Source organism: Streptomyces sp. NPDC000594 (genome assembly GCF_040299965.1).
Taxonomy (GTDB): domain Bacteria; phylum Actinomycetota; class Actinomycetes; order Streptomycetales; family Streptomycetaceae; genus Streptomyces.
In genome coordinates, this window is the sequence record NZ_JBEPCY010000012.1 from 99,502 (window position 1) to 118,978 (window position 19,477).

24 protein-coding genes are annotated in these 19,477 nt (G+C 69.6%); 15 read left to right on the forward strand and 9 right to left on the reverse strand.

All coding sequences use genetic code 11. The features are described 5' to 3' along the window. Positions 1 to 54 precede the first annotated feature (54 nt). Together ABT354_RS18760 and mca are read right to left on the reverse strand one after the other, a co-directional pair. On the reverse strand, positions 55 to 378 hold the full coding sequence (locus ABT354_RS18760; RefSeq protein ID WP_351495040.1) for a hypothetical protein: 324 nt from the start codon (positions 376 to 378) through the stop codon (positions 55 to 57). A 1-nt stretch (position 379) separates the two neighbouring features. Then, entirely contained in the window at positions 380 to 1,261 is an 882-nt protein-coding gene (gene mca, locus ABT354_RS18765) for a mycothiol conjugate amidase Mca (protein ID WP_351495042.1), read from the reverse strand. A gap of 239 nt (positions 1,262 to 1,500) precedes the next feature. Here mca and ABT354_RS18770 point away from each other — a divergent pair, with 239 nt between their 5' ends. Continuing rightward, the gene (locus ABT354_RS18770; RefSeq protein ID WP_351495044.1) at positions 1,501 to 1,905 is read left to right on the forward strand and encodes a DUF4307 domain-containing protein; all 405 of its coding nucleotides are present in this window, start codon (positions 1,501 to 1,503) and stop codon (positions 1,903 to 1,905) included. Between the two features lie 228 nt (positions 1,906 to 2,133). Further along, positions 2,134 to 2,631 (forward strand): transcription elongation factor GreA, encoded by a 498-nt coding sequence (greA, locus tag ABT354_RS18775; RefSeq protein WP_351495046.1) that lies wholly within the window; start codon positions 2,134 to 2,136, stop codon positions 2,629 to 2,631. A gap of 202 nt (positions 2,632 to 2,833) precedes the next feature. Here the strand turns inward: greA and ABT354_RS18780 are convergent, their stop codons facing one another. From ABT354_RS18780 to ilvA, 3 genes are all read right to left on the reverse strand, one after another. Then, a complete protein-coding gene (locus ABT354_RS18780) occupies positions 2,834 to 3,691 on the reverse strand; it encodes an ABC transporter permease (protein WP_351495048.1) in 858 nt (285 codons plus the stop codon). Next, complete coding sequence (locus ABT354_RS18785; protein ID WP_351495050.1) at positions 3,688 to 4,713, reverse strand: ATP-binding cassette domain-containing protein; 1,026 nt, start codon at positions 4,711 to 4,713, stop codon at positions 3,688 to 3,690. Before ABT354_RS18785 ends, ABT354_RS18780 begins: the two co-directional genes overlap by 4 nt. Positions 4,714 to 4,889: 176 nt before the next feature. Next, entirely contained in the window at positions 4,890 to 6,125 is a 1,236-nt protein-coding gene (gene ilvA, locus ABT354_RS18790) for a threonine ammonia-lyase (RefSeq protein ID WP_351495052.1), read from the reverse strand. Between the two features lie 155 nt (positions 6,126 to 6,280). Between ilvA and ABT354_RS18795 the strand changes: the two genes are divergently transcribed. From ABT354_RS18795 to ABT354_RS18815, 5 genes are all read left to right on the forward strand, one after another. Beyond that, positions 6,281 to 6,784: a MarR family winged helix-turn-helix transcriptional regulator gene (locus ABT354_RS18795; protein WP_351495054.1), complete on the forward strand. Its 504-nt coding sequence runs from the start codon at positions 6,281 to 6,283 to the stop codon at positions 6,782 to 6,784. 309 nt (positions 6,785 to 7,093) lie between these two features. Further along, positions 7,094 to 7,636 (forward strand): SigE family RNA polymerase sigma factor, encoded by a 543-nt coding sequence (locus tag ABT354_RS18800; RefSeq protein ID WP_351495057.1) that lies wholly within the window; start codon positions 7,094 to 7,096, stop codon positions 7,634 to 7,636. Next, positions 7,633 to 7,836 carry a hypothetical protein gene (locus ABT354_RS18805; RefSeq protein WP_351495059.1) on the forward strand — a complete coding sequence of 68 codons (204 nt, stop codon included), beginning with the start codon at positions 7,633 to 7,635 and terminating at the stop codon, positions 7,834 to 7,836. Before ABT354_RS18800 ends, ABT354_RS18805 begins: the two co-directional genes overlap by 4 nt. A 317-nt stretch (positions 7,837 to 8,153) precedes the next feature. Then, positions 8,154 to 8,630, forward strand: coding sequence for a ricin-type beta-trefoil lectin domain protein (locus ABT354_RS18810; protein ID WP_351495061.1), 477 nt, complete (start codon positions 8,154 to 8,156; stop codon positions 8,628 to 8,630). 174 nt (positions 8,631 to 8,804) lie between these two features. Then, positions 8,805 to 8,996 carry a DUF1059 domain-containing protein gene (locus tag ABT354_RS18815; protein WP_351495063.1) on the forward strand — a complete coding sequence of 64 codons (192 nt, stop codon included), beginning with the start codon at positions 8,805 to 8,807 and terminating at the stop codon, positions 8,994 to 8,996. 158 nt (positions 8,997 to 9,154) lie between these two features. Here the strand turns inward: ABT354_RS18815 and ABT354_RS18820 are convergent, their stop codons facing one another. Next, positions 9,155 to 10,315, reverse strand: a complete 1,161-nt coding sequence (locus ABT354_RS18820; RefSeq protein WP_351495065.1) for a cystathionine gamma-synthase — start codon at positions 10,313 to 10,315, stop codon at positions 9,155 to 9,157. Between the two features lie 87 nt (positions 10,316 to 10,402). Between ABT354_RS18820 and ABT354_RS18825 the strand changes: the two genes are divergently transcribed. From ABT354_RS18825 to msrA, 3 genes are all read left to right on the forward strand, one after another. Next, positions 10,403 to 11,509, forward strand: coding sequence for a hypothetical protein (locus ABT354_RS18825; protein ID WP_351495068.1), 1,107 nt, complete (start codon positions 10,403 to 10,405; stop codon positions 11,507 to 11,509). 297 nt (positions 11,510 to 11,806) lie between these two features. Then, entirely contained in the window at positions 11,807 to 12,925 is a 1,119-nt protein-coding gene (locus tag ABT354_RS18830; RefSeq protein WP_351495070.1) for a hypothetical protein, read from the forward strand. 136 nt (positions 12,926 to 13,061) lie between these two features. Continuing rightward, a complete protein-coding gene (gene msrA / locus ABT354_RS18835; RefSeq protein ID WP_351495072.1) occupies positions 13,062 to 13,727 on the forward strand; it encodes a peptide-methionine (S)-S-oxide reductase MsrA in 666 nt (221 codons plus the stop codon). A 45-nt stretch (positions 13,728 to 13,772) separates the two neighbouring features. Here msrA and ABT354_RS18840 read toward each other — a convergent pair whose 3' ends face one another. Together ABT354_RS18840 and ABT354_RS18845 are read right to left on the reverse strand one after the other, a co-directional pair. Further along, entirely contained in the window at positions 13,773 to 14,252 is a 480-nt protein-coding gene (locus ABT354_RS18840; protein ID WP_351495074.1) for an NUDIX domain-containing protein, read from the reverse strand. A 2-nt stretch (positions 14,253 to 14,254) separates the two neighbouring features. Beyond that, on the reverse strand, positions 14,255 to 14,998 hold the full coding sequence (locus tag ABT354_RS18845) for a helix-turn-helix domain-containing protein (RefSeq protein WP_351495075.1): 744 nt from the start codon (positions 14,996 to 14,998) through the stop codon (positions 14,255 to 14,257). A 118-nt stretch (positions 14,999 to 15,116) separates the two neighbouring features. On the opposite strand from ABT354_RS18845, the gene ABT354_RS18850 reads away from it, so the two are divergent. The 5 genes from ABT354_RS18850 to ABT354_RS18870 all read left to right on the forward strand — a co-directional run bounded on the left by ABT354_RS18850 (position 15,117) and on the right by ABT354_RS18870 (position 18,420). After that, on the forward strand, positions 15,117 to 15,341 hold the full coding sequence (locus tag ABT354_RS18850) for a hypothetical protein (RefSeq protein ID WP_351495077.1): 225 nt from the start codon (positions 15,117 to 15,119) through the stop codon (positions 15,339 to 15,341). Next, positions 15,338 to 15,583 carry a DUF7848 domain-containing protein gene (locus ABT354_RS18855; RefSeq protein WP_502983444.1) on the forward strand — a complete coding sequence of 82 codons (246 nt, stop codon included), beginning with the start codon at positions 15,338 to 15,340 and terminating at the stop codon, positions 15,581 to 15,583. Before ABT354_RS18850 ends, ABT354_RS18855 begins: the two co-directional genes overlap by 4 nt. Positions 15,584 to 15,780: 197 nt before the next feature. Next, entirely contained in the window at positions 15,781 to 16,167 is a 387-nt protein-coding gene (locus ABT354_RS18860) for a hypothetical protein (RefSeq protein WP_351495081.1), read from the forward strand. Positions 16,168 to 16,691: 524 nt separating this feature from the next. Then, positions 16,692 to 17,186, forward strand: a complete 495-nt coding sequence (locus ABT354_RS18865) for a DUF4365 domain-containing protein (RefSeq protein ID WP_351495083.1) — start codon at positions 16,692 to 16,694, stop codon at positions 17,184 to 17,186. 154 nt (positions 17,187 to 17,340) lie between these two features. Beyond that, positions 17,341 to 18,420, forward strand: coding sequence for a hypothetical protein (locus ABT354_RS18870; RefSeq protein WP_351495085.1), 1,080 nt, complete (start codon positions 17,341 to 17,343; stop codon positions 18,418 to 18,420). Between the two features lie 355 nt (positions 18,421 to 18,775). Here the strand turns inward: ABT354_RS18870 and ABT354_RS18875 are convergent, their stop codons facing one another. After that, positions 18,776 to 19,156: a UTRA domain-containing protein gene (locus ABT354_RS18875; RefSeq protein WP_351495088.1), complete on the reverse strand. Its 381-nt coding sequence runs from the start codon at positions 19,154 to 19,156 to the stop codon at positions 18,776 to 18,778. Between the last annotated feature and the right edge of the window lie 321 nt (positions 19,157 to 19,477).

Sequence of the window (19,477 nt, forward strand, 5' to 3'; positions counted from 1 at the left end):
GGGCGGTCCGGGGATCGGGTACGGGGCCGGTACGCGCGTACCGGCCCCGCTCGCTCAGACCTTCTTGCCGGGGCGGGCCGGACCGGCGGCGGCCTGCGCCTCGCCCCGCTCCGGTGCCTGCTCCCCGGTGTCCTTCGCCGTGCCCCGCGCCGTGCTGCCCGGCGCCGTCTTCTTCCCCTTGTCGGCCCCGTCCACCGGAGCCTCCTCGAAGTTGACCCGGCCCATGTGCCGGTTCAGCGACTTCATCAGGAACCAGACGCCCACGGCCAGCCCCGCGAAGACCAGGAAGCCGAGGACACCGGGGGTGACCTTGTCCTTGTCCAGCTCCTTGGCCAGCGTGGCCGCGTGCATCATTGCCAGGTTTGCGCTTCCGCTCATATCAGGCATTCTCGCGGATGCCCGCGAAGAGGTCGTCCTCGGGGAGGGAGGTATCGACCAGAGACTTCGCCAGCTCGTACTCCTCGGTGGGCCAGACCTCCTTCTGGATGTCCATCGGCACCCGGAACCAGCCGCCGTCCGGATCGATCTGGGTGGCGTGCGCGATCAGCGCCTTGTCCCGGATCTCGAAGAACTCGGCGCAGGGAACGTACGTGGTCAGGGTGCGCTCGACCCGCTCGAACTCCTTCCACCGCTCCAGCCACTCCCCGTACGGGGACTCCAGGCCGCGCTCCAGCAGGGCCTCGTGCAGGGCGACCGTACGGGGACGGTTGAAGCCCTGGTTGTAGTAGAGCTTGCGGGGCTGCCACACCGGGCCGAAGTCGTCCTCCGGGAAGCGCTCGGCGTCGGCCGCGCCCTCGAAGGCCACCATCGTGATCTTGTGGGTCATGATGTGGTCGGGGTGGGGGTAGCCGCCGTTCTCGTCGTAGGTGGTGATCACCTGCGGTCGGAAGGAGCGGATGGAGCGGACCAGCCGGCCCGCCGCGGCCTCCACGTCCTCCAGGGCGAAGCAGCCCTCGGGCAGCGGGGGCAGCGGGTCGCCCTCGGGGAGCCCGGAGTCGACGAAGCCCAGCCACTCCTGGCGTACACCGAGGATCTCGCGGGCCTCGTCCATCTCCTTGCGGCGGACCTCGTGGATGTTCTCCTCGATGTACCGGTCGCCCTGGAGCTTGGGGTTGAGGATGGAGCCGCGCTCACCGCCCGTGCAGGTCACGACCAGCACGTCCACCCCCTCGGACACATACCTGGCCATCGTGGCCGCGCCCTTGCTCGACTCGTCGTCAGGGTGGGCGTGAACGGCCATCAGTCGCAGCTGCTCAGTCAAGACTCGATCCTCAATGGTTCGTCGCGGGCCGCCGAGCCTCCCCATGGCACGGGGTGGCGGTCGGTCGGCGGCGGGCAGGCTTCTATAGTGACCGAATCCGGGGGCGGAAAATTCCAGGTACGCCCCGCGACGGAGAATCACGGAGAATCACCGGCGGGCGCCCTGGGCGGACTCGTCCGGGATGCCCGGGAGCCGGGAAATCTCCGGGAATGTCCCGGTCCATGCCGAGAGGAATGACCATGAGCGCGGTGCGTGAGCAGCTTCCCGAGGGCCGGTACGGCCGCTCGGCCGACGAGCGTGCCGACCGCAAGCTCAAGATCCTCGGCGCGGTGCTGGGCACGGGCTTCCTCGCGATGGTGGGCTGGTTCGGCTACGACTACATCGTCGAGCAGGAGATCAGCGCCGAGGTGATCAAGTTCGATGTGACCACCGACCGTGAGGTCCAGGTCCATCTGGAGATCCGCAAGGGCGCGGACACCACGGGGAGCTGTACGGTCCGCTCGCGCGCCGAGGACGGCGCGGAGGTGGGCCGGGTCGACCTCCGGGTGACGGAGACGGGCGAGACCCGGATCGACCGGATCGTCAAGATCCGCACGACCGCGAAGGCGACCAGCGCGGAGCTGGTCCGCTGCGGTGCCGGGTAACGCCTGGTCCCACCCGGTCACACCGCTGAGGGGCTCCCACGGAGGGGCTCCCGCCGGGGGTGTTCTTTTCGGACGACCCCGCTGACCTGCGCTGACGCAATTCTGATGGTTTTTGTCCTCCCCCTTCTGCCACGAAATTGTTAGGCTCGTGGTTTCGCCCATCCATGATGGCTGCATGCTTCTGGGTAGGGCGATGCTTTGTATTCCCAGTACCTACGAGGAGCACCTGTGACCCAGACCAGCGAGAACGTCACCTGGCTCACCCAGGAGGCGTACAGCCAGCTCAAGGCCGAGCTGGAGTACCTGTCTGGTCCCGCGCGCATCGAGATCGCCAAGAAGATCGAGGCCGCGCGCGAGGAGGGGGACCTGCGGGAGAACGGCGGGTACCACGCGGCCAAGGAGGAGCAGGGCAAGCAGGAGCTTCGCGTGCGCCAGCTGACCCAGCTCCTGGAGAGCGCGAAGGTCGGTGAGGCCCCGGCGGACGACGGCATCGTCGAGCCGGGCATGGTCGTCACGATCGCCTTCGACGGCGACGAGGACGACACGCTGACCTTCCTGATGGCGTCCCGCGAGTACGCCAGCTCCGACATCGAGACGTACTCCCCCCAGTCCCCGCTGGGCACCGGGGTCAACGGCAAGCAGGTCGGTGAGACGGCGGAGTACGAGCTGCCGAACGGCAAGAAGGCGTCGGTGAAGATCCTCGCCGCGAAGCCCTACACAGCCTGACCCCACCCGCTCCACCAGGGCCCCGGGCACCCCCGGGGCCCTTCGCCGTTCCCGGCCGGTCCTTACGGCATGTCGTACTCCGGCGCCCGGTGCGTTCCTCCATCAGCCCGAAGGTCATCGCGGGCAGCGGCTCCGGCGCGAGCAGGGAGGGTGGGGTGCCCGCCGCGCCCCCGTGAGTGCGGCGGGCACCGGTCGGGTGGGGTCAGCCGGCGGCCTCGCGGTATTTGCGGACGGCGAGGGTGCGGAAGACCACCAGGATCAGGACGGACCAGAGGATCGAGGCCAGGACCGGGTTCTGGAGGGGCCAGGCGTCGGGGGTCTCGTAGCCCGGGGGGAAGTTGCCGAAGAGCCGGCGGCAGGCCTGGACCGTGGCGCTGAAGGGGTTCCACTCCGCGACATGGCGCAGAAAGGACGGCATCTGGCTGGGGTCCACAAAGGCGTTCGAGATGAACGTCAGCGGGAAGAGCCAGATCAGACCGCCCGAGGTGGCCGCCTCCGGGGTGCGGACGGAGAGGCCGATCAGGGCGCCGATCCAGGAGAAGGCGTACCCGAGCAGAAGTAGCAGCAGAAAGCCGAGGAGCACCTCACCGAAGCTGGTGTGGGTGCGCCAGCCGACCAGCAGGGCGACGCCCGCGAGGACGATCAGGGTGAGCGTGGTCTGCACCAGATCGGCGAAGGTGCGGCCGGTGAGGACCGCGCCCCGGGACATCGGCAGCGAGCGGAAGCGGTCGATCAGCCCCCGGTGCATGTCGTCGGCGATCCCCGCGCTCGCGCCCGCCGTGGCGAAGGTGACCGTCTGGGCGAAGATGCCCGCCATCAGGAACTCGCGGTACGCCTGTGCCGATGTGGTGCCGCCGACCTGGATGGAGCCGCCGAAGACATAGGTGAAGAGCACCACGAACATGACCGGCTGGATCAGCCCGAAGATGACCATCTCGGGGATCCGGGTCATCCGGATGAGATTGCGCCGGGCGACCACCAGAGAGTCGGCGAACGACTGGACGACTCCCCCGCGCGGCCGGGGCCTCGGGCGCGCGGTGGTCTCGGTCGGCGCGGTCATGCGGATCCCTCCTTGGCTCCGGTCCCGGTGGTGCCGTCGTCCCCGGCGTCCCCGGCGGCCGCCCCCGCCCCGTCCTCGGGCTCCTGGGCCGTATGGCCGGTGAGCGCGATGAAGACATCGTCCAGGGTGGGTCTGCGCAGCCCGATGTCGTCGATCTCCACACCCCGGCCGTCCAGCTCCCGGATGACCTCGGCCAGCAGCCGGGCGCCGCCCGCGACCGGCACGGTCAGCCGGCGGGTGTGGTCCTCGACGGCGACCTCCCCGGTGCCGAAGCCGAGCAGCACCTCACGGGCGGTGGCGATCCGCGCCGGGTCGTGGACGACGACCTCGACCCGTTCGCCGCCGGTACGGGCCTTCAGCTGGTCGGCGGTGCCCCGGGCGATGACCCGGCCGTGGTCCACGACGCAGATCGTGTCCGCGAGCCGGTCCGCCTCCTCCAGGTACTGGGTGGTCAGCAGCAGGGTCGTACCGCCCCGTACCAGCTCCTGGATCACTTCCCAGAGAAGCTGCCGGTTGCGCGGGTCAAGGCCGGTGGTGGGCTCGTCCATGAACATCACGGGCGGCGACACCACCAGCGCGGCGGCCAGGTCGAGCCGGCGGCGCATCCCGCCGGAGTAGGTCTTGGCGGGCCGGTCGGCCGCCTCGTCCAGATGGAAGCGGTCCAGCAGCTCGGCCGCCCGCCGCTTCGCGTCCCGCCCGCTGAGCTGGTAGAGCTGCCCGACCATGCGCAGGTTCTCGCGGCCCGTCAGATACTCGTCCACGGCGGCGAACTGTCCGGAGAGGCCGATCGAGCGCCGGACCTCGTTGGGGTGGGCCAGCACATCGATCCCGGCGACCACCGCCGTTCCCCGGTCGGGCCGGAGCAGCGTGGTCAGCACCCGCACCGTGGTGGTCTTGCCCGCGCCGTTCGGGCCGAGCAGGCCGAGGACCGTGCCGTCGGGGACATCGAGATCGACGCCGTCCAGCGCCTTGACCTCGCCGAAGGTCTTGACCAGCCCCTCCGCGTAGATGGCGCCGGGCATAGGGGCTCCCAGGGAGAGGGGGACGGATGAATCACCGCAGGGGTCGATCAATACCCCAGAATGCCCTCAATACCTAAGAAATGGCATCATTTCACTCACCCGACCCCGCCACCCGGGGCGCCCGGACCACACGGACGCCCGGACGAAGCGCCAGGCCGACCCGACGCCCGGCGGCCTCAGCGGATCACCGTCACCGTGTACCCCGCCGCCCCCAGCCCCGCCGCCACCTCCTCGCAGTGCTCCGGGCCCTGGGTCTCCAGCTGAAGCTCCACCTCCGCCTCGGTGAGCCCCAGCCGGGGATCGGTCCGCACATGCCCCACATCCAGCACATTCGCGTCCAGCACCGTCAGCTCCTTGAGCAGCGCCGCCAGCGCCCCCGGGCGGTCCGTCAGCCGCAGCCGCAGCGAGAGATAGCGGCCCGCCGCCGCCATGCCGTGCCGCAGCACGCGCTGCATCAGCAGCGGATCCACATTGCCGCCCGAGAGCACCGCGACGACCGGCCCCGGAAAGTCCTTCGGATCGCTCATCAGCGCCGCCACCGGTGCCGCCCCGGCGGGCTCCACCACCAGCTTGGCCCGCTCCAGACAGAGCAGCAGCGCCCGCGAGAGCGCGTCCTCGGAGACCGTGCGCACCTCGTCCACCAGCTCGCCGATGATCCGGAACGGCAGATCGCCGGGGCGTCCCACCTTGATCCCGTCGGCCATCGTCATGGGCGACGCCACCGTGACCGGACGCCCCGCCGCCAGCGAGGGCGGATACGCCGCCGCGCCCGCCGCCTGCACCCCGATCAGCCGGACATCCGGCCGGACCGCGCGGACCGCCACCGCGATCCCCGCCGCGAGCCCTCCGCCGCCGACCCCGACGACGATCGTCCGTACCTCCGGGCACTGCTCCAGGATCTCCAGCCCCACCGTCCCCTGCCCCGCGATGATGTCCGCGTGGTCGAAGGGGTGGATGAAGACCGCGCCGGTCCGCTCGGCGTACCGCTGGGCCGCGTCCAGGGTCTCCTCGATGATCTGGCCCTGGAGCCGTACGTCGGCGCCGTACTCCCGGGTCGCCGCCACCTTGGGCAGCGGGGCGCCCACCGGCATGAAGACGGTGGACCGCACCCCGAGCAGCGAGGAGGCCAGCGCCACCCCCTGGGCGTGGTTGCCGGCCGAGGCGGCGACCACCCCGGCGGCCCGCTCCTCCGGCCGCAGCCCGGAGATGCGGACATACGCCCCGCGCAGCTTGAACGAGCCGGTGCGCTGGAGGTTCTCGCATTTCAGATGGACGGGTGACCCCACGAGCTGCGACAGATGCCTGCTGCCCTCCATGGCGGTGACGCGCGCGACCCCCGAGAGCATCTTCTGTGCCCCCCGGACATCATCGAGGATCACCGGGCGAAAGGTGTCTGACGTGCTGAAGCTCATGACGCCAAGTCTCGCAGCTCATACGGGGAACGGCCGCCGGGCACCCCGCGCGCGCCCACCCTTCCTGTGGGTTTTCCCAACCGCGTCCGGACCGCCCCGACGCCGCGTACTGTGTCCCCCACAAATCTGACCACCGCACGAGAGAGCCCTTGGCCATGCCCACTTCCCAGGACATGACGACCCATCTCGACCCTGGCCTCCTCGATGCTCTCCAGCACCAGGTCGCCCTGTTCGCCCGGCGCGCGGAACAGACCCGCCTCGGAGGTGTGGGCCAAGTCCGCAACTCCATGGACCGCGCCGCCTATCTGCTGCTCAACCGACTCGACCGAGAAGGCCCCATGGGGGTGAAGGCCCTGGCCGCCGGGATGGGCATCGACTCGTCCACCGTGACCCGACAGGTGGCGCCCCTGGTCGACACCGGCCTGGTCAAACGCACATCGCACCCGGAGGACGGCCGCGCGGTCGTGCTCCAGCTCTCCCCGCGCGGCCAGGCCCGGCTGGAAGAGGTCCGTTGTTCCCGGCGCGAGCTGATGGCGCAGGTGACGGACGGCTGGAGCGAGGACGAGCGGGAGTCCTTCTGTTCGCTGCTGACGCGCTTCAACACCGCGCTCTCGGCCCGGCAGACGGGACTGCCACTGGAGCAGGCGGGCGCCTCATGACGGTACGCCGCCGTATCGCCCGGCGGCCGTAGCGCGGTTGACGCACGCCCCGTCGAACGGATGTCCCTGGTACGCCGACCACCCGGGCCCCCCGTTCGGCGGTGGGTGCCGGCCGATCCCGGTCCCCCGGGACCGCGACCGGCCGCCGCACCGCCCGTACCCCCGCCGCACCGCCGCCGGGTCACCGCCCGTACCCCCGTCACGTCCCCCGGACCCACCGTCGTGTCCCCGGGACCGTCGCCGTCCTCCCTCTTGACCCCGGGTACCGGGCTGTCCGTAGATGAGGAGGTGAGCACGCGGCGGGCTGCGGTGAGACCCCTGCGTGCCCGTGAGTTCGAGGATTTCGTCACGGGCGCGGCCGGGCGGCTTCTCCATGTCGCCACCCTGCTGACGGCCGAGTCGGCGACGGCCAATCCGCGCGCCCGGCGGCTGCTCGTCCGGGCACTCGCCGGAACCTACGCACGCTGGCACCGGCTGCGCGGCGAGGACCCGTACAGCGTCACCCGCGAGGATCTGATCACCCGGTTCGCCCGGGGTCATGGACGGTGGTCCCCGCAGCGGTGGACCACCCGGGGACGTCGACCGGACCACGGCGTCCTGCGTACGCTCACCGCGCGGGAGCGTCTGGTTGTCGTACTGCGTTTGTACGAATTGGTCGGCGACGAGCAGACGGCGGCGCTGGTGGGGCTGCCGGTGGAGCGGATGCGGGAGATCTGTCGCGGGGCCGTGGCCAGGATCTGCGCCGCCGAGGAATCCCGGCCCGGGGAATCCCTACCCACGGAACCGGCGGTCGGCACCCGTCCGGGGGAGGCCGCTTCCGCCGGGCGCCCGGCGGGGAAGCCGGTGCCATGACCCGGCGCAAGGAGGAACGGGTCCGCCGGATGCTGGCGGGGCCGCCCGTGCCACCGCCCCCGGGGTTCGCCGCGCGGGCCGAGGCGGCGGGCGAACGGCTCCGTCGGCGGCGCCGGGCCCTCGGGGGGACGCTGGGCGCCCTGCTGCTCGCGGCGGCGACCGCCTCCGCCGTCTGGGCGGCCTGGGGCTCCCGGCCCTGACCCGTACCCACGCTCACCCGTACCCAGGCTCACCCGTACCGGGGCTGATCGATCCGTACCCACCCGTACGCGTGCACAGCGGGCGGGCCTCCCGGGGTGACACTGGCCGGATCCCGCAGGCCGGGCGGCGGCACACCGTCCGGCGTCAATCCGATCATCCGCCAAGTACTTCGTTCGGTCGAATACGTTGCGCAGGGTAATCGGATGCCTCGATATCGCTGATACCAATCTCCCTGCGCTCGTATCCGAGCCGAACACCCTCCTTCCCAGGCCGCGCGTGAGACACGCCCGACCTGTGCCGAGAATGGAGTCCGCGCATGGGAATCACCCTCCACAAGCCCCTCGCCCTTGTCGCCCTGGCGGCGATGGCTTCCCTGCTGCCGGCCACCGGGGCGGCGGCCGCGCCCACCGCCCAGCAGGCCATGACCCCCGGCCTGTACTGCCTCGCCAACGCCTGGGGCAGCCCGGACGTCTCCAGCCAGCCCTGCGACACCAACGACCCCGGCCAGCGCTGGACCGTCTCGGGCAACCAGATCTCCCTCACCGACGCGCCCGGCTACTGTCTGGCCAACACCTGGGGCACCACCGAGGTCTCCAGCAAGCCGTGCGACGCCAACGACGAGGGCCAGTACTGGGATGTGACGGGCCAGCAGATCTCGCTCACCTTCGCCTCCGGCTACTGCCTGGCCAACACCTGGGGTGCCACGGACGTCTCCAGCAAGCCGTGCGACACCAATGACCCCGGCCAGCACTGGGTGGTCTTCAAGGACCAGATCAGCCTGGCGCTCGTCTGATCCCCACCGGCTGATCCTCTGATCCTCACCACCGTGCCCGGGGCGGGAGCACCCCTCCCCGGGCACGGCCGTGTGCCGGGCGGGTCCCGCACACGACCGGCCGCACACGGCCGGCCGGACCCGGAGGGGCATACCCTGGGACACAACGGCACCTACCGCACCAAGGAGGTCGCCATGACCAGGAAAGTCGCCGACTGCCGCCGCTTCCCGAGCGAGTCGGGCTGCACGCTCACCATCTCGGGCAGCGAGGACGAGGTCGTACGGGCCGCCACCGAGCACGCCGTCTCGGTCCACGGCCATGAGGACACCCCGGACCTGCGCGAACAGATCCGTACCCTGCTGGAGGACGAGAAGGCCACCGTCTGAAACCGGACGGCGAAGGGCCGTCCGACGCGAGCCACGAAAAGCGAAGGGCCGTCCGACCCGGCCGCGAACGGCGAAGGGCCGCCGGGCACGGTCCCGGCGGCCCAACAGCCCGCTGGCCCGACAGCCCGACGGCCCGGCGGCCGTACACACACCCCGGCTCAGCTCAGCGCCTGCTCCAGATCGGCCAGCAGGTCGTCGATCGCCTCGATCCCCACCGAGAGCCGGATCAGATCGGCCGGGACCTCCAGCGCCGAGCCCGCCACCGACGCGTGCGTCATCCGGCCCGGGTGCTCGATCAGGGACTCCACCCCACCGAGGGACTCCCCCAGCGTGAACAGCCGCGCCCGGTCGCAGACGGCCACGGCCGCCTCCTCGCCGCCCTCGACCCGGAACGACACCATCCCGCCGAACGCCTTCATCTGCTTGGCGGCGATCTCATGCCCCGGGTGCTCCGGCAGCCCCGGGTAGAGGACCTGGGTGACCTTGGGATGCCGGGTGAGCATCTCCGCGACCCGCCCCGCGTTCTCACTGTGCCGGTCCATCCGCACCGGCAGGGTCTTGATCCCGCGCAGCACCAGCCAGGAGTCGAACGGGCCCGCGACCGCGCCCATCGCGTTCTGGTGGTACGCCAGCTCCGCACCGATCTCCGTGTCCGCGGCGATCAGCGCACCGCCGACCACATCGGAGTGACCGCCCATGTACTTGGTCAGCGAGTGCACCACGATGTCCGCGCCGAGCGCGATGGGCTGCTGGAGATAGGGGCTGGCGAAGGTGTTGTCCACGACCAGCAGCGCCCCCGCGCTCCGGGCGATCTCCGCGAGCACCGCGATATCGGTGATCCCGAGCAGCGGGTTGGAGGGGGTCTCGACCCAGATCACCTTGGTCGCCGGGGTGATGGCCGCCCGGACCGCGGCCGGGTCGGAGGTGTCCGCGACGGACCACTCCACACCCCAGCGGGCCACGACCTTGGCGAAGAGACGGAAGGTCCCGCCGTAGGCGTCGTTCGGGATGACCACATGGTCGCCCGGCTTGAGCACCGCCCGCAGCAGGCAGTCCTCGGCGGCCAGCCCCGACGCGAAGGCGAGGCCGCGACGGCCGCCCTCCAGCGCCGCCAGATTCTCCTCCAGAGCGGTACGGGTGGGATTGGCGCTGCGGCTGTACTCATAACCGCCGCGCAGCCCGCCGACGCCGTCCTGCTTGTACGTGGAGACCTGGTAGATGGGCGGGACGACCGCGCCGGTCAGCGGGTCGGCGGTGTTGCCCGCGTGGATGGCGAGCGTTTCGAGGTGCTGGGAGCTGCTGCTGTCCTGGTGGCTCATGGCCCGAGGGTAGCCGCGCCCGGGGGGCCGGCGGCGGGCGGCTCCGGGGCGTGGCTGGTTGTCGGTGGCGTCCGGGACAATGTCCCCATGGAGATTCTCTGGTTCCTGATCGCGATGGGACTGATGACGGCCCTCATCCTTCCCTGGCTGCTGCGCCGCCGGACGGTGGGCGTCCACCAGGTGGCGCCGGACGCCCCCGACGCGGCGGACCCGGTCACCTATGGATTTCTGCGCCAGGAGCTCCAGGACATCCGGCTTCCCGGACCCGACCAGGACCTCATGGACGTGCTCGACCTCGTCCAGCAGACCCAGGACTGGCGGGCCGCCTCCCAGCTGCTCGCCGGCACCCCCAAGGACGGCGAGCTGCGCTGGCAGCGGGTGCAGGCGTTCGCGGGGGCGGCGGCGCTGGAGCTGAAGCAGAAGCCCGGCGCGGGCGGGGCGTGGCTGCGCACCTGGCGGCTGGAGTCGCCGAAGGACGCGGGCGGCGCCCAGGTGCACGCCGAGTTCCTGGTGCAGCAGGCGTGGCGCTCCTCCGCCGTCGGCTCGGACGACTTCCGGATCATCCTGGAGGAGGCCCGCGCCGCCTGCGAGGAGGCGACGCTGCTCGCCCCGGGTGACCCCGTTCCGTACATCGTGGAGCTGGCCATCGCCCGGGGGCTCGGCTATCCGCACGAGCGGTTCGACCAGGTGTGGGCGAAGGTGATCGACCGCGCACCGCAGCACATGGGGGCGCATCTGGCGGCCCTGCACTACTGGTGCGAGAAGTGGTACGGCAGCCGTGCGGAGGCGGACCGCTTCGCGACCTCGGCGGCGGCCCGCGCCCCGCAGGGCTCGCTGCTGGCGGCGCTGCCCCTCTTCGCGGTGTACGAGCACCTCCCCGATCTGGTCATCGTGCGGGACTTCTACCGGACCGCGGTGGTGGGCCGGGCGATGGAGGGCGCGCTGTACGCGGTGCACGCGGCCCGCGCGGACGATCCGGTACTGCCGCACGTCCGGCATCTGCTGATCCACTTCCTGATCGGCGGGGAGCGCTGGGGCGAGGCGATGCAGCAGCTGGTCCGGGTGGACGGCCATGTGGGCGCGCTCCCCTGGACGGCGACGGAGGACCCGGCGGCGGCGTACACCCTCCACCGCAATCTCGCGGTGGCGGGATACGAGGCGAACGGGGGCAGCCCGGCGACGCTGGCGCCCTGACCCCCCGGGCCCCGCCGGTACCGCCGGTACCCCGAGTCCCGCCGGTACCCCGGGCCCGGCGACGGCGGCCCGTGGGCGGTGGCGGCCCGATCCTGCCAAGGGGGGCGCGGTGGCCCGGAGGCGTGGTTGCCAGTGGAGGCCGCGTGGAGTGATACTCCGACCACCCCGCACCAGTTCGCCATGGATCCGTCACCCCGCGCTCACACCGCGGTCCTGTCCGATGGGTCCGCGGTGGGCCCACTCCGAGGGGCAGCGGGCCGGGGACGCGCCTCCGCGGCCACGGAAAGGTCCGGATCCATGCCCCTCTTCTCGCGCCGACCCCCGTCCGGTGGCGGCTCCGTACCGGCCTCCCGATGGCGGCCCGGCGGGCCGCCCGAACCCGGCCCGATGGCCCGGTTCCGTACCGGCCCCGTCTTCGGTCTGCGGCTCGGCCGCCGGGCCGACCGCCCGGTGAGCCCCGAGCGGGTCGCCGCCCTCGGACTGCTCCCCCGGGAGCGCCAGAACACCGCACGGGCCGCCCCCGACCCCGCGCTCGACCGGGTGGTGGCGGCGGCGCGCTCCGGGGACTGGCGGCCCGGCGCGGACTTCCTGGACGCCACCGCGGAGAGCTGGGAGCGCCGCACCGCCGTGATCGGGGAGCTGGCGGGCGCCGCCCGGCGCGACGACGTCTGGCTCCAGCGCTGGCGCTCCGACCGGCCCGATGACCCCGGCGCCGCCGCGGTGCAGGCCAAGGCCATGATCGACCTCGCCTGGGAGATCCGGGGCGGGGCGCCGGACGGGCAGATGTCCCCGAAGCAGTCGGAGGGCTTCTTCCGGATCCTCAGCCGCGCCGGCCAGGACATCGCCCGCGCCAAGGCCCTGGGCGCCCGGGACCCCTCCCCCTATGTCGCCGACATCTGGCGCGGGATCGGTCTGAACCGGCCGCGCGAGGAGATGGACCGGCTGTGGGGCCATGTGGTCGCCCTGGCCCCGTACCACCTCCCGGCCCACCGCAGCGCCCTCCACTACTGGTCCGCGCATGGACACGGCTCCCGTGAGCTGGCCTTCTCCTTCGCCGGACGGGCCGGGCTCGCCGCCCCCCGGGGCACCCTGCTCAGCTCGCTGTGGCTGACGGCGTGGTGGGAGCACCAGGAGGGGGAGGGGGACGGACGGGAGTTCCGCGAACGGGAGGTGATGGCCGCCGTCGAACGGCTCCAGGAGGACGCCGCCGCCGCCGACCCGGCCCACCCCGGGCTCGCCGAGATCCGCCATGTCCTCGCCTACTTCCTGATACGGCAGGGGCGGGCCGGTCCGGCGCTGGAGCAGTTCCGCCGGGTCGACGGGCATGTGGGCGCCTTTCCCTGGAACGCGTCATCGGACCCGGCGGCGCTGTACTGCTCGTACCGCGACCGGGCGATCAACCTCTCCGGCCGCTGACGGGACGCGGACCTCCCGGGGCACCCGGGGCACCGGCAGTGCGGGCGGGCAGGCGGACGCCCAGCCGGGCGGACGGGGGAATTCCGACACGATCCCGAGCGTTCCCCCTGTAGCCCGGCCATCTCAAGGAGCCCGTATGTTCCTCTCGTCCCGTACCCCCGTGCTCCCCACCCCCGAGCAGGCGCTGAAGGGCCGCGCCGAGCCCACTTTCGGCGTCCCTGAGCGCCACACCGTCCTCGGCAACCCCCTGCTCGGCCCCTATCCGGAGGGCCTGGAGACCGCCGACTTCGGACTGGGCTGTTTCTGGGGTGCCGAGCGCACGTTCTGGCGGCTCCCCGGCGTCTGGACCACCCTCGTGGGCTATCAGGGCGGCACCACGCCCAACCCCACGTACGAGGAGGCGTGCTCCGGTCTGACCGGCCACACCGAGGCCGTCCGGGTGGTGTACGACCCCTCCGTCATCACCTATGAGCAGCTGCTCAAGGTGTTCTGGGAGGCCCACAACCCGACCCAGGGCTTCCGCCAGGGCAATGACGTGGGTACGCAGTACCGCTCCGCGGTGTACACCCACTCCCCCGAGCAGGCCGCCACCGCCGAGGCCTCCCGCGCCGCCTACCAGCGCGTGCTGACCGGCTCCGGCCATGGCACCATCACCACCGAAATCCTGCCCGCCGAGGGCCGCCCCTTCTTTCCCGCCGAGGCGTACCACCAGCAGTACCTCGACAAGAACCCCGGCGGATACTGCGGTATCGGCGGTACGGGCGTCTCCTGCCCCATCGGCGTCGCCCCGGCCGACAGCTGAGCCCCTGGCCCCCTACGACTTCCGGGCACCGGTCCTCCGGCCCCGTCACCCCAGATGGGGCCGGTCCCGGTGGTCCAGGAAGTGCTGGACGCGCAGCCGCTGAGTGTGGTGCATGGGCAGGTCGGGAAGATCGTCGGGGGCGATGAACCGCAGCTCGGTGGACTCCTCCGAGATCTTCAGCTCCCCGCCGGTGACCCGGGCCGTGAAACAGACGTTGAACTGCCGGCGCACCTCGCCGTCCGAGTAGGCGATCACATGGCGGGGGTCGGTGTACGTACCGACCAACCCGGTGATCTCGACGGTGAGGCCCGTCTCCTCCCGGACCTCACGCACCGCCGTACCGGGGAGGGAATCGGTCATCTCCATGCCGCCTCCGGGCAGGGCCCAGAGATTGTTGTCCCGGCGCCGCTGGAGCAGGATGCGTCCCCGCTCGTCGGTCACGACGGCCGAAGCGGCGACGACGAGACTGTTCGGCTCGGGGGCGTGGGGGTCGTCGTAATACTCGGTACGGGTGGTACGGGCCATGGTCACTCCTCGCGGATCAGGGACGCCGTCGCCCATACGGCGTCAAAGCTCTGCGCGTAGGTGTCGAAGATCCCTCCGGCACCGTTGCGCCTGAGGTGCCAGACGGGGGCTCCGTAGGCGTTCACTCCCCAGACATGGGCGTTGACCAACAATTGGTCATCTGCCCGGAAGAGGGAGTTGTAGAGCGTCGTCCCATGGGTCCGGACCTCGATCCCCGGCACCCCGATCAGCGGCCGGTAGTGCATCAGGGCCAGTCGGCACCGGGACTCGATGCCGTGCCCGAACTTCTCCTCCTCACCCCGCTGCCGGACATTCTGGCTGTCCGCGTCCCCGAGAGCGATCCGTACCGTGCAGCCGTCGGCGGCGCGCTCCCGCAGCAGGTCGTTGAGTCGCGGATACGCCTCGTGCAGGAAGATCGCGGCGTAGACGAGTACGTCGATGTGCTCGCGGGACTGAGCGAACATGTCGGTGATGGCCGACACCGGGACGTCCGCGCGCTTCTCGTAGAGAGCGACCAGTTCCGGGCTGACCGCGCGGGCGGCACGGGCCTGACGCAGTGCGGGCCACAGGGTGTGCACGTCTTCTCCTAGGGTCTCTGCCGCGAGCAGGGCCGTGGTCCGACGTGGCGTGCGGCCCAGATTGACCCACCGTTCAACGGACTTCGGGTCGACCTCTGCCTTCGTCGCGAGAGTGGCGTAGGTCCACCCACCGGCTGCCATGGCGGCGCGGAGCCGTTCGTTCGGCATCGCAGTCTCTCCCTGAAGCTGGGGACGTTGCTAGGGACGTTCTACCGCACCCAGGACGTCCCCAAATGGGTTTTGGGGGAGGTATCCACGTCCTGGCGAGCGGCCTGATCCTCCCCGTATGACGAACAACTCCGCCCCGGAAGTGGGCACGCTGGCGCTGGATTCGGTGACCCGGCGAGTCGGCACGGTCATGGGCCATGTAGGCCCCTATGTGCAGTTGCGCCCGCCCGAGGGCGGCTTGGAGTGGGACGCCTGCCCGGAGGACATCCAGCCGGCCAGTGCCTCCGACCGGCTCCGGGAGCGGGTGGCCGAACGGAACGCGAACAGTGAGCGGGCCCTGTGAGGCGCTTCGGCTTACACCCCGCCCGGTGGATCATGCACCCGGACCCCGTCAGGGACGCGCCGGAGATGATCCACGAACTGGTCTGCGCGACGTGCGAAGTGGCGTCCGGAGCGCAGAGCGAGTTCGACGCCGTACGCGACTGGGCCTTCGCCCACACCGACGCGAACCCCACGCACCTGCGCTACTTCGAAATGGCCGCCCGCCCCTGGCGCCTGGTCCCCACTGGCGGGGATCGACCGTGAGCCAGACCCTGCTCCACGCTCTGGCGCTGATCTCCTGGCTGGCGGTGGTCGTACCCGCCTCCCTGCTCAGCGGCCCGAGCACCCACTGACCCACCACACATTGAGACCGGACCACCCCTCGCCCTCGACAGCTACCGGGGGTGATCCGGCCCGGAGCCCTCGCGGACCCCAGTGCCGATGGCACTGGGGCCGCAGCCATGCCGCTGATCAGCGGAGCTACGGCCCAGGTGCTGAACTTCAGCTTCCTGAGGGGACGTTCTGTGCAGCACGAGCCGATAGACCCGGGCATCGACGGCGACGGGGTCCTGGACCCGGACGCCTGGGTGTGGACGCAAGGGGTCGACTACCTGGCGGGGTGGCGCCGCGCGAGGGACGCGGCGGCGGAGCTGGCTGCCGCGATGGACGCAGCTGGCATCGACACGTCGGGGATGACGGCGACGGCGGGCGCGGCTCCGGATGGGGCGGGGCTGCTGCGAGTGTCGCTTCCTGCTGAGACGGCCTTCGCCATGGCGCAAGTGATCAGGGAGGGAGCGGTGAAGTGGGACGAGTCGGGGGAGATCGGTTCGAGGCGGGCTGGCGGGTAAAGCACCAACAAGGCCACGAGCTTGGGAATCAGCGATCTTTGCTGGGTCTGTGCTGCCCTGACTAGCGATATACGCGCCAGGCTGATCTCAAGTGCTCCCCGGCCACCCGGTGCGGACCGTGGTTGACCGACTGATCTGGCACGGCCCTTCTTGTCCTCAGGAGCCGACCATGGGTGTCCGCTGCCGGGCGTGCGGTGTGGTGTGGTGTACCCGCAGAAGTTACCCGAGGAGCCATACGTCCATCTTTTCCTTAATTTTGCACTATGTCACTTTAATGAAGTATGGCCTAGTGGTACTGCTCAAGTGCTCGCTGCTGCCGGTCCGGTGTCAGTGCGGATCGCTAGAGTTTCGGTCATGAGTCTCAGGCCGGCAGTACCCAGGAGCCCTCCCGCTGATCTAGCCTGAAACCTCGTTGTGTTCGGGGAGGGGCACTGCCTGTGGTGGGGGCAATAGGATCTGCAGGCGGACGCAAGCCGCGGGCTAGCCACATAGAAGCTGTAGACAAGCGCCATGTCACTCAGATGATGGAACAGCTACAGCAGGGCTACATCAAGTCCGTGGCGGCCACCGCCGGTCTGGCAGTCGAAGTCGTTCCCGTCGATGTGTACGGCTATGACATCCGCCTAATCAAGCCGCCTCGCGATGCCATGGATGAGGAGTCCGCGCTACTTGCTCAGCTCAAGTGCACGACTCAGATTGTTCCCGATGTTTCCCGTGAACACTTCAGTTACCAGTTCACTAAGCGGCAATACTTTGATCACCTCGTAAAGCCCCGCCGGTATCCCAAGGCGATCCTCATCGTCATGACCACGCCCACTCGGCAGTCTGACTGGACCGAGGTGACGCACGACGGTCTTTGGACTAGACGATCTTGTTACTGGGCATACCTTGAAGGAGTGCACGCTGATCCGTCGATCAAGAAACCGACGGTGCACATTCCTACCAAAAATAAAGTAGACGCCGCTTCCCTTATTGAGATCCTGGACAAGATTGACAGGGGTGAATCGCTGAATGACTGACATGTCGAGCGTAGCGCTCCCTACCCGAGTTGATCCAGGGAAGCTAGGTGCGCTACTGGAAGAAGCCGGGTGGACACGAGCGGGCGGCCGGAGAGGGATTTACTCCCGCTACCTCCCTCCTAATCTCACTGATGCCTGGCAAGAGGCAAGTCTCATGTTGCCTCTTGATGAAGGTGCGCCTGAATTTAGCGAGGCGATGAGGGCTGCACTATATCAACTCTCTCAGGATCGAGAATTCTGGATCAGATCGATCTATCCTCGTCTCATTGTTGATGCATCTGATGAGTTTAGATTCCGGAAAGAATCCTCCGCGCCAAGTGGTTTCATTGAGTGGAAGAGCGGGGAGCGCCTGGTTGAATCGGCGCGCAGGACGCTGCTCGCTGGCGCGAAATCCTACGTGGAGCCTGGCCGCCACTTTGTGAACAAGCATGGTCGGTTTGCCCATCGCTACCTCGATCAGATCCTCATGGGGCAGACAGCACCCGGAAGTTACATCATTACCGCATATGCTCCACCAAATGCCGGAGTTACGCTTTCTGCTTCAGCGGGCAGATCGTCGATGGGGTTGCCAGAGGTCGGCATTGCGAGCGTGCGCGACGTTAGCCAGGCCGTGGTTAAGGCGGTCCAGGCGACAGTTGAGGCCCTCGAACACTACAGATCCAGCGGATCGCTCTCAGGCTTCGACTCCGGAGTCTCCGAAGGTATCTCGTATGAAATGACCAATGCCTTGCTGGGGATTGCGGAAAACTCGGACGGTGCAGACATCAGCGTAGATTGGGATCCGACTGTTCCGGGGCCTTCTGCACTGGATTCCCGATTTGAACTGAGAGGTTCGGATGTTGAGCCTCTCAATAAGGCCGCTGTGAAGCTTGCCGCAGGTGAAGATTCGCAGATTACAACGGTCATTGGCAGGGTTCACCTGCTTGCCAAGAAGCTTGCTGGAAGTCCTGGTGTTTTTGGGATTGAGATGCTTGCGGCTGGTCGTACTAAGAAAGTTCGCGTGCGACTTTCGGATGAGGAGGAGTATCACGAAGCGGTTAGGGCACACGAGGAAGATCTCGCGTTGCAAGTCAGCGGTAGGTTGGAAAAAGAGGGCAACTTGAGCTGGCTCTACGATGCGAATGTACTTCGTACGCTAGGCCCAATCTCTGGATATGCAAAACAGCATCGAGGCGGTTCGATTAAAGGTCAGATAGAGCTCTTTGCGGAGCAGCGCTCCGAGTCGGATTCGTAGGAACCGCGTTGCTCTAGAAAGACTTGCGATGGCTCGGTGGAGCGGCTTTGGGGCGGGAGCTGCCATGGGGCGAGAGATCGGGGCCCGTAAGCTGTCGGCGACTCGGGCGGTCTGTGAACCTGCCCGGTAAGGCCCGATGTGGGCCCCGATCTTCGAGGCTCGCCCCATGGTGGCTGCCTAAAGCCGTGGAGCCGACCGCCCCGGCCACAGAGGGGTTGTCCTGAACGGATTGCCACGTTGGCGGCCTGGCGGCCGGGCCGCCCGCCGGAGGCAGGGGCGGGCCCGGGTGCCGGGGCCGACCCGCGCTGTGCGCGGGCCTTGAGGAAGTGAAGAAAGTTTCGACCGGTGGCCCCGGTCAGCTCCGGACAGCTTGCGGGCTGCGGCTGGCGCCGGGGCTGATGCGGTAGTTGAGCTGGGCCCTGCTGCCGCTGGTGCGGAGTTCTTCCAGCAGGAGTGGGGCGTTCTCCGTGCCGTGCGTGACGCGGAGCGCGTGGATCACCGGGGTCGCGTCGGGGAGTTCGAGGGCCGCGCGTTCGTCGCCCTGCGGCATCCGGGCCCGTACGGTCTCCGACCACGCCAGGTCGTGCCCGGCCCGCGCCAGAGCAGAATAGATCTCTTCCACCGGAGCACCGGGGTTCTCCGCCAGGGCCGGCGCCTGGTCGGCGGTGGCGAACGGCAGCAGCAGCCGGTGCAGCGCGCGGGCGCCCGTCGCCAGGTCGGTTAGTGTGCGGTCCACGCCGAAGAGCGCTTCCCCTTGGCCCTGCGCCTCGGGATCGTCTCGTCCTCCTCGTGCGCTCACGCGACGTGCAGGCCTGACAGGCGGTCGTCATCACCCTGTTCGGGATCTACCTCAGACAGACCCCGGTGATCCTCACCGTCGACTCCGTCGTCAACTGAGCCGTCTCCGGCTTCATCACCCCCGACGACACGACCCCGGAGGGAAGGCGGGCCGAACTCGACCGCTCGGCGCGCCGGCGCCGCCTGCCCGAAGCGGACCGGGACGCCATCCAGCGTCATGGGTCACATGGATACAGGTTGGTAGGTACGGGTGTCTCCT

Bases quoted from the DNA above. Each gene is read 5' to 3' on its own strand.
- ABT354_RS18760 (WP_351495040.1), bottom strand. From the start codon at position 378: ATGAGCGGAAGCGCAAACCTGGCAATGATGCACGCGGCCACGCTGGCC.
- ABT354_RS18770 (WP_351495044.1), top strand. From the start codon at position 1,501: ATGAGCGCGGTGCGTGAGCAGCTTCCCGAGGGCCGGTACGGCCGCTCG.
- ABT354_RS18780 (WP_351495048.1), bottom strand. From the start codon at position 3,691: ATGACCGCGCCGACCGAGACCACCGCGCGCCCGAGGCCCCGGCCGCGC.
- ABT354_RS18785 (WP_351495050.1), bottom strand. From the start codon at position 4,713: ATGCCCGGCGCCATCTACGCGGAGGGGCTGGTCAAGACCTTCGGCGAG.
- ilvA (WP_351495052.1), bottom strand. From the start codon at position 6,125: ATGAGCTTCAGCACGTCAGACACCTTTCGCCCGGTGATCCTCGATGAT.
- ABT354_RS18795 (WP_351495054.1), top strand. From the start codon at position 6,281: ATGCCCACTTCCCAGGACATGACGACCCATCTCGACCCTGGCCTCCTC.
- ABT354_RS18805 (WP_351495059.1), top strand. From the start codon at position 7,633: ATGACCCGGCGCAAGGAGGAACGGGTCCGCCGGATGCTGGCGGGGCCG.
- ABT354_RS18810 (WP_351495061.1), top strand. From the start codon at position 8,154: ATGGGAATCACCCTCCACAAGCCCCTCGCCCTTGTCGCCCTGGCGGCG.
- ABT354_RS18815 (WP_351495063.1), top strand. From the start codon at position 8,805: ATGACCAGGAAAGTCGCCGACTGCCGCCGCTTCCCGAGCGAGTCGGGC.
- ABT354_RS18820 (WP_351495065.1), bottom strand. From the start codon at position 10,315: ATGAGCCACCAGGACAGCAGCAGCTCCCAGCACCTCGAAACGCTCGCC.
- ABT354_RS18825 (WP_351495068.1), top strand. From the start codon at position 10,403: ATGGAGATTCTCTGGTTCCTGATCGCGATGGGACTGATGACGGCCCTC.
- ABT354_RS18830 (WP_351495070.1), top strand. From the start codon at position 11,807: ATGCCCCTCTTCTCGCGCCGACCCCCGTCCGGTGGCGGCTCCGTACCG.
- msrA (WP_351495072.1), top strand. From the start codon at position 13,062: ATGTTCCTCTCGTCCCGTACCCCCGTGCTCCCCACCCCCGAGCAGGCG.
- ABT354_RS18840 (WP_351495074.1), bottom strand. From the start codon at position 14,252: ATGGCCCGTACCACCCGTACCGAGTATTACGACGACCCCCACGCCCCC.
- ABT354_RS18845 (WP_351495075.1), bottom strand. From the start codon at position 14,998: ATGCCGAACGAACGGCTCCGCGCCGCCATGGCAGCCGGTGGGTGGACC.
- ABT354_RS18850 (WP_351495077.1), top strand. From the start codon at position 15,117: ATGACGAACAACTCCGCCCCGGAAGTGGGCACGCTGGCGCTGGATTCG.
- ABT354_RS18860 (WP_351495081.1), top strand. From the start codon at position 15,781: ATGCCGCTGATCAGCGGAGCTACGGCCCAGGTGCTGAACTTCAGCTTC.
- ABT354_RS18865 (WP_351495083.1), top strand. From the start codon at position 16,692: ATGGAACAGCTACAGCAGGGCTACATCAAGTCCGTGGCGGCCACCGCC.
- ABT354_RS18870 (WP_351495085.1), top strand. From the start codon at position 17,341: ATGTTGCCTCTTGATGAAGGTGCGCCTGAATTTAGCGAGGCGATGAGG.